This window comes from Paraburkholderia sp. BR10923, assembly GCF_040948765.1.
GTDB lineage: Bacteria > Pseudomonadota > Gammaproteobacteria > Burkholderiales > Burkholderiaceae > Paraburkholderia > Paraburkholderia youngii.
Window position 1 is genome coordinate 164,722 of the sequence record NZ_JBFPKO010000010.1, and the last position, 13,641, is coordinate 178,362.

Genomic DNA, 13,641 nt, shown 5'->3' on the forward strand with positions numbered 1-13,641 from the left:
CAACGCCATAGAAATCGACATGCCCACCTTCTGCGCGAATCCCCCAGTTGAGGCCGCACACATGATGACCAAACGGACTGCGGTGACCGTGGTCATTGCGAACGCACTGGAATTCTTCGATTACTTTTCGTATGCAACGTTTATCGCGTTTATAAACAGGGCGTTTTTCCCGCACTCCAGTAATGCTGCCGGCATGATCTATTCCTTCGGGATTTTCGCCGCGGGATTCCTGGCTCGTCCGCTCGGCGCGATCCTGATCGGCATGCATGCCGATTCCGCGGGCCGCAAACCGGCTTTGCTTCTGACTTCGCTACTGATCACCGTGGGCACGCTCGGCGTCGCAGCGGTGCCGGGTTATTCGACCATCGGATTGGCCGCTCCGACGCTGGTGCTGCTATGCAGGCTAGTTCAGGGTGTCGCAATCGGCGGGGAAATGGGCGTATCCGCGTCGCTGATGATGGAGTCGTGCCCCCCGCAACGGCAATCCTGGTACGCCGGGTGGCTCATGGCCGGTCAGGGGTTGGCACTGGTCGCGTCCGGCCTCTGCGGGATGGCGATTTCCCAGATGCTGCCGCCAGCCGAAGTCGAGCGGTGGGGATGGCGGCTGCCGTTTGCGCTCGCCACCGCGATCGTTCCACTGCAGTATCTTTTGCGTCGCCACATCAAGGAAGATTGGCGCAAACCAACGACGGTTCTTCCAGTGAGCACATACACGTCCGGCCATGGCAAACAATGGTTGATTGCGCTCCTGCTCATCTTTGGCGGCACAGTGCCGACGTACATGGCAGCGTACACCGCTGCTTTCGGCGTCGGCGGCGCAATACCGACCGCGAAACTCACCGCCACTGCGACGATGCTGGTCGGCCTGATCAGCGTCGTGGCGTCGGTGGCCGGCGGCTGGCTTGCGGATCACTTCGGCAACAGCCGCATCATTGCAGTGTCGCGCGTCATGACAATGATCGTCGTATTTCCGGCGTTCCGGTTCGCAGCGTCTGCGGGCGGTGACTCGTCCCTGCTCGCCGCGATCATGCTGTTCGCCGGCCTGTCAATGGCAGGCGGCGGCCCTGCCATCGTCGAAATTCTGCGCATGTTTCCGGAGCGCCAACGGGCGCTGTCGCTGTCGCTGGTGTATTCCGTCGGCGTCGCGCTATTCGGTGGAACAGCACCGTTAATCGTCGCGTCGGTGAGCCTCTGGGCCGGCAGCCACTACGCCCCGACCTGGTACATTCTGCTCGCCTGCGTGGCGAGTCTGTTCGCTCTGCTTCTCCTCGCTGGGTCAAGATCGGAATCCGCTATTCATCCGGCGCAAACGAATTGAACGAGCCTTTGGCGCGCATTTGAGGCAGCACGTTCGAATTCGAAAGAATCCACTCGATCTCGCAATCGCGGTCGTACCGCCGGCAAGAAAATCACCTGGCTGACCACAACAACGGTAATCGATCTACCACTCTGGAGAAATCATGAGCAAGACAGTACTCGTCACCGGGGCATCCAGCGGATTCGGCCGTCTGATCTCCGTCGCACTCGCGCGAGCCGGATACACGGTCTATGCGTCGATGCGCGACATCGCCGAACGCAATGCCGAGGTGGCCGCGCAACTGATCAACCTCGCGCAAAGCGAAGCAATCGCTCTCCGCCCAGTCGAGATGAACGTGCAATCCGAGCCCTCGGTAGCAGCGGCCGTCGCGAAGGTCATCGACGAGGAGGGCAAGATCGACGTGCTGATTCACAACGCCGGTCACATGGTGTTTGGTCCCGCGGAAGCCTTCACGCCAGAACAATACGCGGCGCTGTACGACGTGAACGTCGTCAGCACGCAGCGCGTCAACCGTGCGGTTCTGCCACATATGCGTCATCAACGGCAAGGCCTGCTGGTCTGGATTTCGAGCAGCAGCTCTGCCGGCGGCACGCCGCCGTGGCTTGCACCGTACTTCGGCGCAAAGGCGGCCATGGATGCGATCGCCGTTCAGTACGCGCGGGAACTCTCGCGTTGGGGGATCGAGACATCCCTCATCGTGCCCGGCGCGTTCACGAAAGGCACGAACCACTTCGCCCACGCGGGGCTACCTGACGACAAGGACCGTGCCGCCGAATACGACAACGGCCCGTATACCGGCTTTGGCGAACAGGTGCAGACGGCGTTCTCGGCGATCGTGCCGCCCGATGCAGATGCGGGACTCGTGGCAAGCGCGGTCGTCGATGTCGTAAATGCGCCGTTCGGCAAGCGCCCCTTCCGCGTTCACATCGATCCCACCGAAGACGGCGCGAACGTCGGTTTCACGGTACTCGACCGTCTTCGTTCGGAAATGCTGCACCGAGTCGGCCTCGCCGACCTGCTCAAGCCGCGGTCGTTCAAGTAAGCAACCGCGCGTGGGACGGAGCGCAGACTCCGTCCCGAACGCTTGCAGATCGCGCGTCCGGCTCGATCGAGCGGGACAGTTACCCGGCTTGATACACTCAATGGTGCGACGCATCAATCGCACTCGAACACTGCATCCACCGGCCGTGCGGCCGTCGGTGGCAACACCTCACTGCGCAGCTAGCGTTAGCTCCTCTTTTAGGCTATATAAGGCGATTTCTTGCCATACGTTTTGGCTAGAATGTCGGATGACGATCGGAACGACCCACGCGGGAATATTCGGGCACCGGTCTCGCCTTTGAGCCTAATGACGGGGAACGCAATGACGAACATGCCGGACGATGCCATCGACTCTATCGTCTATGTGATCGATGACGACAGCGCAATGCGCCAAGCGGTCGAGACATTGTTGGACTCCGTCGACCTGACCGTCAAACTATTTGCCAGCCCAACAGAATTCCTGGCGATGGATCTTCCTGAGGTGCCCAGCTGCGTTGTTCTGGACGTTCGGCTCAAAGGCCAAAACGGACTCCAGGTGCAAGAGCAGATTGCCCGCCAGCTTGGGCTGCCCGTGATTTTGATGACCGCGCACGGCGACATTCCGATGTCGGTTCGCGCAATGAAGACTGGCGCAGTCGACTTCCTGCCGAAACCTTTTCGCGGTCAGGATATGGTCGAAGCGGTCACTGCCGCTTTGGAGGTGGACCGGGAAAGGCGCGCGAAAGAGCAGTCCGCGGTGGCATTGCGCAAGCAGTATGAATCGTTGACCCCGCGTGAACGCAAAATCATGGAATTGGTGGCCGCCGGACTGCTCAACAAGCAGATTGCCACCGAACTGAATCTCAGCGAAATCACGGTCAAGCTCCATCGCGGCCAGGCGATGAAGAAAATGAAATCGGCATCGTTCGCCGATTTCGTACTGAAGGCCGAGGCATTGGGTCTCGTCAAAGGCCCTGCCGGATCTGCCGCGCGCGATTGAACCGGGCCACTGCGAGACAATTCCGCCCAGCCATGAACAGACCGACGACTCCGCGTTCTTCAATCACTGAGGCCGCGGCCTCGCCGGCAGTCCAATTCACCCAGATCAGTATCGCGGACATCGTTCAGGAGGACGCTGACGTAACCTATTGCACGGCGTCAGCCTCTCGCCCGGATGGAAATCGCAGATGTCTGCTGATAGCCCGACCGACAAGCGCGGCACCCGATATCGCCACATTCGAGCGCCTGTCGAACGAGTATCGGCTGAGAGACAAGCTCGGCGAGAGCTGGGCCATCCGTCCGCTCGAATTGCAGCGCCAAAACGACCGGCCCATTTTGCTCCTTGACAACAATGGGGCGGAGCCGCTCGAGCATTTGTTGACCGGTGCGCTACCTACCAGTCGGTTTTTGACGCTGGCCATCAGTGCCGCGGCCGCCGTTGGACGCATGCATCACTGCGGTATCGTGCACAAGGACCTGAAGCCTGCTCATCTTTACGTCGACACAGTCAACGCCACGATCAGACTCACCGGCTTCGGAATTGCTTCTGAGATTGCGCGTCACCAAGAGCCAGCCACTCCCCCCGATGTGATCGCAGGCACGATGGCATACATGGCGCCAGAGCAGACAGGCCGCCTGCGGCGCGCCATTGACGCTCGCAGCGATCTTTATAGCCTCGGCGTAGTTTTCTACCGCATGCTGACCGGAACGCTGCCTTTTTCGGCCAATACGCCAATGGAGTGGATTCACAATCACACGTCGAGAAAACCCGTGCCGCCGCACGTGCGATCACCGTGGGTGCCAGTCCAGTTATCGTCGATCGTCACCAAACTGCTGGAGAAGGGTCCCGAGGAGCGCTATCAAAGTGCAGCGGGCCTCGAATGCGACCTTCGCCTTTGCATGAAAGAATGGTCCGCTCACGGTGACATTCGTCCATTCAACGCTGGCGAGGCCGATCTGCCAGACCGGTTCGCTGGACCGGCCAGACTGTATGGCCGAGAGCGAGAATTGGCCCGACTGGTGAGTGCATTCGAGCGGGTGCTGCTTGGCGGTTCCGCCGAAGTAGTACTCGTTTCCGGGTACTCTGGCGTCGGCAAGTCCTCCGTGGTAGGGGAACTGCGGCGGTCCTTCGTCGTCTCGCAACGGACATTCGCCGCTGGAAAATGCGACCAGCACAACAGCGACGTGCCCTATGCGGCGCTCAGGCTAGCGCTGAAAGATCTGGTCAAGCAGTTGCTCACGAGACACGAAGAGGAAGTAAGCCACTGGCGCAACGCCATTCGCGAAGCGCTAGGGCCCAACGGGAAACTCGTTACCGACCTCGTTCCTGAACTGGCACTTCTCATCGGCGAACAGCCTGCTGCGCCTGAGCTACCGCTTCAACAGGCTCAAAGCCGGTTCCAGCTTGTGCTGCGCCGCTTCATCAACGCCTTTGCACGCGAGAACACCCCGCTCATACTGTTCATCGACGATCTACAGTGGGCAGACGCCGCTACGCTCGATCTGTTGGGCGACATCGCCGGGCAATCCGATATGCGCCATCTGCTGCTAATTGGCGCCTATCGCGATAACGAGGTCGACCAGTGCCACCCCCTCGCGCAGAAAATTGCCGCGACCAGAGCAATCGGTGCTGACATCGAGGAAGTAAAGCTCGCGCCACTGGAGCCCGGGCAAGTCGTGTCGCTGGTTGGCGACGTGCTGCGTTCCAACGACGAGTTCGTTGAACCGTTGGCAAATATCATTCATACGAAAACTGCCGGCAACCCGTTCTTCGTCATTCAGTTTCTTCACACACTTGCCGATGAGCAATTGATTGTCAGAGACAACGCCGCAGGTCGCTGGTCATGGGACATTCAGCCCATTCAGAGCGCCGGCTATACCGACAATGTGGCCGACTTGATGAGCGCCCGACTCCAGCGCTTGCCGCGTGATTGTCTTGACGTTCTTCGCGACCTCGCATGCCTCGGCAACACCGCAACAGCTCACAGCCTGGCAATCGTCCGGCAAGCGACCGAAGATGCAATCCATCTGAGCCTGCGAAGTGCTGTGCAACAGGAACTCGTTGAAAGGATCGGCAACGCATATCGGTTCTCGCACGACCGCGTTCAGGAGGCAGCCTATTGCCTCACACCCGACTGCGCACGCACTGAAACTCATCTCACGCTTGCCCGGCGATTGTCGAACCATCTCTCAGACGAGAACGACGACGGACTCTTTGAAATCGCCAGCCAGTTCAATCGTGCCCTGGGCGGTGTCACATCCAATGAAGAGCGCGAGGCAGTTGCGGAGATTAATCTTCGTGCCGGCATACGTGCCAAGCGTACTGCAGCCTACGACGCTGCGCTGCGTTACCTGAACGCGGGCGCGGCACTCTTCGCCCACGGCCCAACCGAGCGGCAGTCCGATATCCGCTTTCGGTTTGAACTGGAAATCGCGGAGTGCGAATTTCTTACCGGCAAGCTCTCGGACGCGGAACGCCGCTTGACGGTCCTGTCAACGAAACCCATGAGTCTGCCTGATCAAAGCCGAGTTACAGTCAGCCGAATGGATGTCTGCACGACCCTGGACCAAAACGATCGTGTCGTCTCCATAGCCCTCGAATTTTTGCGGAATGCAGGCATATCATGCTCGGCCCACCCTGCCGACGATGAGGTCAAACAAGAGTACGAAGAGCTTCAGAGAAGAATGGCCGGTCTTTCAGTCGCGGATATCGTCAAACTCCCCCCGATGACCGACCCGACTACGCTAGTGACGGTCGAAGTGTTGACGCGACTTTTGTCTGCGGCCTGTTTCACCGACTTCAATCTCAATTCGCTTATCACGTGCAAGGCGATCAACCTGAGCCTCGCGAACGGAAACTGTGAGGCCTCCTGCGTCGCTTATGGAACCCTGAGCAGAATCGCCGGCCCCCGTTTTGGTGATTTCGAAATTGGGGTTCGTCTCGGCCAGGCTGGCTACCAAATCGCCGAGCTTAACGCGCATCATCGTTTTCATGCGAGCATTTGCCTCGTGTTTGCTTCTTTCACATTGCATTGGACAGAACACGTCCGCCTTTCCGAAGCTCTATTCCGACGGACCTTCGTGTCTGCGAATAAAGCAGGCGACCTTATGTACGCGTCGTTTGCCTGCACGCACATCAACACCAATCTTCTGTTTTCAGGCGAAGCACTGCCGAACGTTCAACGCGACGCAGAAGACGGCCTTATCTTCGTCGAAAAGGCGCGGTACGCGCTTATCGTCGATATTGTCTCGACACAGCTTGCTTTCACCCGCTCGATGCGTGGCCAAACTCGCCTGTTCGGTTCATTCGATTACGAGCATTTTGAAGAACAGGCGTTCGAATCGCGTCTGGCTCAGAACCCCGGTCTCGCCATTGCGGAATGCTGGTACTGGACGCGAAAAATGCAGGCGCGCTATCTTGCCGGCGACTACGAGACGGCGGTTATTGCGCTATCAAGAGCCCAATCGTTGTTGTGGACCTCGTCGATGTTCATCGAGGAGGCGGAATTTCATTTCTATGCCGCGCTTACGTTGGCCGCACGCGCCGAACATGTATCCGTTGACGAACGTGATGAGCATTTGAAGCGGATCGCTTATCACCATACGCTTTTGAAGCGTTGGGCGAGCAACTGGCCCAAGAATTTCGAGGATCGTGCGGCGTTGGTCAACGCGGAGGTTGCGCGTCTCGAAGGCGCGATCATCGAGGCCGAGCAATCCTACGAACACGCGATCCGGTCGGCCCGCCGCAGCGACTTTCCGCATCAGGAAGCAATCGCGAGCGAACTGGCGGCAAGTTTTTATCGCGCGCGCGGCTTCGACATCATCTCGGATGCCTATCTACGCAACGCACGCTATGGTTATCTGCGTTGGGGTGCGACGGGCAAGGTCCAACAGTTCGACAAGACATATCCGCACCTTGCCGCCGGCGAACACCGCAGCCTCGCCCGCGACACGATAAAGTCGCAGGCAGGCGACCTGGATTTCGGTCTGTTGATTGAGGTGTCACAACACATCTCGTCCGAAATCGTGCTGGAAAATGTGATCGACACATTCATGAAAGCGGTCCTGACGCACGCGGGCGCCGACCGTGGCGTGTTGATCCTCACCTCGCCGCCAGGCGGACCACGAATAGAGGCGGAAGCAATCGTTCGTCAAGACACGGTCATCGTCGAGCAGCAAAGCGTCGCTGTTGGCGAGCGCCACCTTGCGATGAAAATCGTGAACTACGTGTTGCGAACGCGGGAAATTGCCATCGTGAGCGATAGTGCTGCCGACCCTATATTCGGGGCGGACCCGTATCTCGCTGCGCACGGTGTCCGTGCGGCGCTATGCATTCCTCTTTTGCGCCGGGGCCAGTTGGCGGGAGTTCTCTATCTCGAGAACAGACTCGCCGCTGGCGCCTTCGTCGACTCTCGCATCGCGGCACTCAATGTTCTGGCATCGCAAGTGACAATAGCGCTGGAAAACGCACGCCTCTACAGGGAATTGTCCGACCGCGAGGCGAGAATCCGGCGCCTCGTCGATGCAAATATCATCGGCATTTCGATCTTTTCGCTCGATGGAACATTGCTGGATGCTAACGCCGCCTTCCTTGACTTGGTCGGATACAGTCGAGAGGAACTACAGCGTGGAGAACTGAACTGGAAAGTTCTGACTCCCGTCGAATGGCTGGAGCGAGACCTTTCCGTTCACGAGCCGATACTTCGCAAAGACGGCGTGCTGCCGCCACTCGAGAAGGAATACTTCCGGAAGAACGGCAGCCGCGTTCCGGTTCTGGTTGGCGCCGCAATGTTTCCGCCATCGCACGAGGAAGGGGTAGCGTTCGTTCTCGATTTGGGCGCGAGCAAGCTCGCGGAGGCGGAGGCGCGAGAAAGCGAAATCCGCTTTCGCGAAGTGCAGCGTGAACTGGCCCATGCGAATCGGCTGTCTACGATCGGGCAACTGACTGCAACGATCAGCCACGAGGTGAAGCAACCCATCGCAGCGATGGCTGCGAACGGCGACGCAGCATTGCGCTGGCTATCCGCGACTCCCGCAAATGTCGACCGGGCTCGCGACGCACTGAATCTGATTGTCCGAGACGCGATGCGAGCGGGCGATATCATCGATCGCATACGAAATCTGGTCCGCAAGGCACCGGCCCGCGAGGAAACGGTTGATATCAATTCGGCCATCAACGAAGTTCTGTTCATTACTCGACGTGATTCGGAAAAGAACGGCGTTACTATCAAAACAAAACTGGCTTCCCCTGCACCGTTCGTTAGTGGAGATCGGGTTCAACTTCAGCAAGTCGTGCTCAACCTGATTGTCAACGCGATTGAAGCAATGAGCGCGGTCAATGAAGGCAGACGAACGCTGGACATCGAGACATCTGTGATCCATGGGGGCGACGTCCAAATACACGTATCGGATTCGGGACCAGGTCTTCCCGCAGCGCACGTCGATCGGCTTTTCGAGCCATTCTTCACAACGAAGGAAACAGGGATGGGCATCGGCCTATCCGTTGCACATTCCATCGTTCAGGCCCACGGCGGAAGTGTGCTTGCAGTTCCCAATCAATCCGGCGGCACCACTTTTCGGGTCACGCTCCCGTCTGCGGACAATGAGCCACGGTTGCAGTCGTGACACACGCAGTCATCCTCGCCAATCCGACATGACCGACTAGCGTCGCCAGGCGATAGATCAGCCGCCATGCGATTGCACAAAATCTGATCTGGCGACGCAACGAAACGCACCGAACCGCCCCTAAGCTGCGGGTAGCGCATCACTAATGGCGCTATACACAAGTTAGGAGGAAAACGGTGGCAAAGATCCTGTGTGCGCTCTTCCCTGATCCCGTAACTGGCTATCCGCCGAGTTACGCCCGCACAGATGTTCCGTCGATTACATCGTACCCGGGCGGGCAACGTCCTCCCTCACCTCAGGGGTCGTTGGGGTTCAAGCCCGGGGAATTGGTCGGCTCCGTGTCAGGAGAACTAGGTCTGCGTCATTATCTCGAAAGTCAAGGTCATGAACTGATCGTGACGAGCGACAAGGACGGGCCGGACTCAGTCTTCGAACGCCATCTCTGCGACGCGGACATCGTTATCTCACAGCCCTTCTGGCCGGCCTATCTGACCCGCGAACGCATTGCGAAAGCAAAGAAGCTGAAGCTCGCGCTAACTGCAGGCATTGGATCAGATCACGTAGACCTTCAGGCAGCGGCAGAACGGGACATTACTGTCGCCGAAGTGACGTTTTCAAACAGCGTCAGCGTAGCGGAGCATGTCGTGATGACGGTGTTAGCGTTGGTGCGCAACTACTTGCCCTCCCATCAGTTTGCCGTGAATGGCGGCTGGAACATCGCCGACTGCGTCGCTCGCAGCTACGACCTCGAAGGGATGCACTTCGGTACGATCGGAGCCGGCCGCATCGGGCTTGCCGTGTTGAGACGGCTGAAACCGTTCGACGTGCACCTGCACTACTACGATCCGCATCGACTCTCCCCGGAACTCGAGAGAGAATTGAACGTCACCTTTCATTCGAGCGCTGAGTCGTTGGTCCGGGTATGCGACGTGATCAATCTTCAGAGCCCCCTGTATCCATCGACCGAACACATGTTCAACGATGCAATGCTGGCGCAAATCAAGTCGGGGGCTTATCTGGTCAATTGCGCGCGTGGGAAGCTGTGCGACGCCGATGCGGTCGCGCGCGCACTCGAGTCCGGCCGTCTCGCCGGTTACGGTGGGGATGTCTGGTTCCCGCAACCGGCTCCGGCCGAACATCCATGGCGCAGTATGCCGAACGAGGGGATGACGCCGCACATTTCAGGCGCGTCGCTGTCGGCACAAGCGCGGTATGCGGCCGGTACGCGCGAGATCCTTGAGTGTTTCCTCGAAGGGAGGCCCATCCGTGCGGAGTACCTGATCGTCAACGGCGGCAAGCTCGCGGGCACTGGAGCGGCCTCCTACAAGCTGAGTTGATTTCTGTATTGCGCCATCGCTGACCTCGTTCCGATCCGGTAACTCGCTACTAAGCTCCCAGGATCGGCAACGATACGGTCGCAGGTATTGCTGAGAATTCCTCGACGGAACTTCACATGACGACGCGACGAAACGTGCCGGGCATCCGCCCTTATAACGGACCCGCCGGCGGCTGGGGTGCGCTGAAAGCCACCGCGCAGGCCATCCGCCGGCAGATGGATAACATATCAGCCCCGATCACGCTGATGAGGGTGAACCAGCCCGCCGGCTTCGATTGTCCTGGCTGTGCATGGCCTGACAAGGAACACCGTTCAACTTTCCAATTCTGTGAGAACGGAGCAAAGGCGGTCACATGGGAAGCGACAACCAGGCGTGTTTCCCCGGAGTTCTTTGCGCGCAACACCGTGACGTCCCTACTGCAAAAAAGTGACTTCGAGTTGGAGGATCTGGGCCGTCTCACCCACCCACTCGTCTACGACCGCGCGACCGACACGTACCGTGCGGTGGAATGGGACGACGCGTTTGCGCGCATCGGCGAGATTTTGCGGGAACTCTCGCCGAACCAGGTGGAGTTCTATACGTCAGGTCGCGCGTCGAACGAAGCTGCGTACCTGTACCAACTATTCGCCCGTGAGTACGGCTCGAACAATTTTCCGGATTGTTCCAATATGTGCCACGAGGCAACCAGCGTGGGGCTGCCACACTCGATCGGCATCGGCAAAGGGACCGTGTCGCTGGAGGATTTTGAATCGACTGAACTCATCATTTCGATTGGCCACAACCCGGGCACGAATCACCCGCGCATGATGGGAACGCTACACGAAGCGTCACGCCGCAATGTCCCCATCATCGCCTTCAATCCGTTGCGCGAGCGAGCGCTTGAACGATTCACGGATCCGCAGAACCTGGTCGAAATGGCAACCTATGGTTCGACGCGCATCGCATCGACCTACTATCAGGTCGCTGCCGGCGGCGACGCGGCGGCACTGAAAGGTATCATGAAGGCACTGCTGACGATGGAGCGCGAACAAGGCCAGGTGCTTGATCGTGCGTTCATCGCCACACACACGCAGGGATTCGATGCATTCGCCGCCAGCATCGAAGCGGCCTCGTGGGACCGGATAGAGAAGGAAAGTGGCCTCTCGCGCGCGGATCTCGAAGAGGTCGCGCTCGCCTACGCCAAATCCAATGCCACGATCGTCACGTATGGAATGGGGATCACTCAGCATTGCAACGGCACAGCAAATGTACGTCTGATTGCTGACCTTTTGCTATTGCGCGGTAACTTTGGCAAGCCGGGTGCCGGCATCTGTCCTCTACGTGAACATTCAAATGTCCAGGGGAATCGCACTGTCGGCATCACCGAGAAGCCATCCACAGCGTTTCTTCGGCTGATTGAAGAGACGTGTGGGTTCACCCCGCCGTCGGCTCACGGTCATGACGCAGTTCAAGCGGTTCAAGCGATGATCGACGGCAAGGCAAAGGCGCTCATCGCTCTCGGCGGAAACTTCGCAGTCGCATTGCCCGATGCACAGAGGTCGTTCCCCGCCATAACGGGGCTCGACCTGAGTGTACACATCGGCACAAAACTCAATCGCACCCACCTGCTCGTCTCCAAGGAAGCGTACCTGTTCCCATGCCTTGGCCGCACCGAAGTCGACGTGCAGGCAGGAGGCCATCAGTCAATCACCGTCGAAGACTCCATGTCGATGGTCCACGCGTCTGCTGGCAAGCTCACTCCGGCGTCGGAGCACTTGCGCTCCGAGCCCGCCATTGTTGCTGGCATCGCACGCGCGACGTTGCCCGACAGTAAGGTAGCGTGGACGGATCTGATCGCCAACTACGACAACATCCGCGATCTGATCAAACGCACCGTACCTGGATTCGAAGCGTTCAACGAGCGGATCAGGCACCCGGGCGGATTTCGTCTCCCGATACCCCCAACCGAGCGGCAGTGGCATACATCTTCCGGGAAGGCCGAGTTCTCCGTCTACGAAGGTGTCGGGCGTGGCACAGACGCTCCGGATGACGTCAAGGCGCTTCGCCTCATCACCATTCGCAGCCATGACCAATACAACACCACGATTTATGCGCTGGATGACCGGTATCGCGGCGTATTCGGCCGGCGCGACGTATTGTTCATGAATGAGACCGATCTTCGGGAGCACGGACTCGAGCACGGCGATTTCGTCGATATCGAGACGGTCACTTCGGGCCGGCAACTTCGACTGAAAAACATCACCGCAATCGCGTACGCGATCGCGAAGGGCTCAGTCGCTGCGTACTATCCGGAAGCCAATGTTCTGGTGCCGCTCGACCACATCGACAAGGAATGCGGCACGCCCGCTTACAAGTCGGTGCCAGTCCGGGTGATACCTGCCGCCCGCTGAATACCAGAACAAGTGTCATCAAGGACGGCCGTGAGACCGTGGCGCCCGCCGCTTCGCGTTGCCACGGCACTCCGTCCATTACCCGGAAGCACTAGCTCATCATGGAAATCTTCGACGCCTATCACCTTGCGAGAATGCAGTTTGCGTTCACGGTCTCGTTTGTTGATGCGGCCGTTGGTGTACGTGCTGCTTGGTGTAATCGCCGTCGTGAGCCTATGGACGGTGGTCGGTTTGCCAATGGTCGCGCATTGCTGGTTTGGCGGCGGCAACCTCATATATTTCCTGCCAGTGCCGATCCTCGTGATTGCATGTGTGTGGGGGATCGTGCGGTCGCTCCGGTCGTACGCTGAGGCCATGCCTTTCATTTTGACGCTTGCGCTGTGCTTCCTCGGATATAGCGGCTTGCTGATCAGCATCTGGCCGAACATTGTTCCGCCATCGCTGACGATCTGGCAGGCGTCGTCAAGCCACTCGAGCCAGCGTTGCTCGCTGGTGGGTACGGTGATCATTCTCCCCATCATCCTTATCTATCAGGCGATGCAATATCGAGTATTCCGGGGCAAAGTGAGCGCGGGAGATACCGGCTATCACTGACCGCACGCGCCGCGGCTCGGGATATGCCAATGCATGTTGCTGGGGCCCGCCGTTCTCTTTCGTGAATCGCTCGCGCCACGTATTGCGTTTTGCTGCCGTTCGGCCTTGTCGACTCAACAGAATTTTTTACTCCGCTGCTTTGCGTGTTCATTTCATACACGCTGATTGCCCTCGAAGCAATCGCCAGCGAAGTTGCTGAACCGTTTAGCTTCGCGCAGAATGCACTCGCGCTCGATGCGATAACGCGTAACATAGAATGGTCGGTACTCGAACTGTGCGATCGTGAGCTGCCAGACGAAATCGAGCCAATTCGGCCTTACCTATTTACATAGCGCGCAGGTGTACGGACGGTAGTTCC

The 13,641-nt window shown here is 58.7% G+C and carries 6 protein-coding genes and 2 pseudogenes; all 8 read left to right on the plus strand.

Annotated elements, in window-relative coordinates:
• Positions 1–61: 61 nt before the first annotated feature.
• Entirely contained in the window at positions 62–1,318 is a 1,257-nt protein-coding gene (locus AB3X94_RS20780) for an MFS transporter (protein WP_368612561.1), read from the plus strand.
• Positions 1,319–1,460: 142 nt separating this feature from the next.
• Positions 1,461–2,360 (plus strand): SDR family oxidoreductase, encoded by a 900-nt coding sequence (locus tag AB3X94_RS20785; protein ID WP_368612562.1) that lies wholly within the window; start codon positions 1,461–1,463, stop codon positions 2,358–2,360.
• A gap of 321 nt (positions 2,361–2,681) precedes the next feature.
• A complete protein-coding gene (locus AB3X94_RS20790; protein ID WP_368612563.1) occupies positions 2,682–3,338 on the plus strand; it encodes a response regulator transcription factor in 657 nt (218 codons plus the stop codon).
• 32 nt (positions 3,339–3,370) lie between these two features.
• The gene (locus AB3X94_RS20795; RefSeq protein WP_368612564.1) at positions 3,371–8,962 is read left to right on the plus strand and encodes an AAA family ATPase; all 5,592 of its coding nucleotides are present in this window, start codon (positions 3,371–3,373) and stop codon (positions 8,960–8,962) included.
• Positions 8,963–9,138: 176 nt separating this feature from the next.
• Positions 9,139–10,299, plus strand: a complete 1,161-nt coding sequence (locus AB3X94_RS20800) for an NAD-dependent formate dehydrogenase (protein WP_368612565.1) — start codon at positions 9,139–9,141, stop codon at positions 10,297–10,299.
• A gap of 116 nt (positions 10,300–10,415) precedes the next feature.
• Complete coding sequence (locus AB3X94_RS20805) at positions 10,416–12,689, plus strand: FdhF/YdeP family oxidoreductase (RefSeq protein WP_368612566.1); 2,274 nt, start codon at positions 10,416–10,418, stop codon at positions 12,687–12,689.
• A gap of 141 nt (positions 12,690–12,830) precedes the next feature.
• Positions 12,831–13,283 (plus strand): annotated as a pseudogene (locus AB3X94_RS20810) (cytochrome d ubiquinol oxidase subunit II); the annotation flags it as partial.
• Positions 13,284–13,363: 80 nt separating this feature from the next.
• A pseudogene (locus tag AB3X94_RS20815) lies at positions 13,364–13,615 on the plus strand (bestrophin family ion channel); the annotation flags it as partial.
• Positions 13,616–13,641 lie beyond the last annotated feature (26 nt).

Excerpts from the sequence above, each read along its gene's own strand:
- AB3X94_RS20785 (WP_368612562.1), top strand. The coding sequence starts at position 1,461 with ATGAGCAAGACAGTACTCGTCACCGGGGCATCCAGCGGATTCGGCCGT.
- AB3X94_RS20790 (WP_368612563.1), top strand. The coding sequence starts at position 2,682 with ATGACGAACATGCCGGACGATGCCATCGACTCTATCGTCTATGTGATC.
- AB3X94_RS20795 (WP_368612564.1), top strand. The coding sequence starts at position 3,371 with ATGAACAGACCGACGACTCCGCGTTCTTCAATCACTGAGGCCGCGGCC.
- AB3X94_RS20780 (WP_368612561.1), top strand. The coding sequence starts at position 62 with ATGATGACCAAACGGACTGCGGTGACCGTGGTCATTGCGAACGCACTG.
- AB3X94_RS20805 (WP_368612566.1), top strand. The coding sequence starts at position 10,416 with ATGACGACGCGACGAAACGTGCCGGGCATCCGCCCTTATAACGGACCC.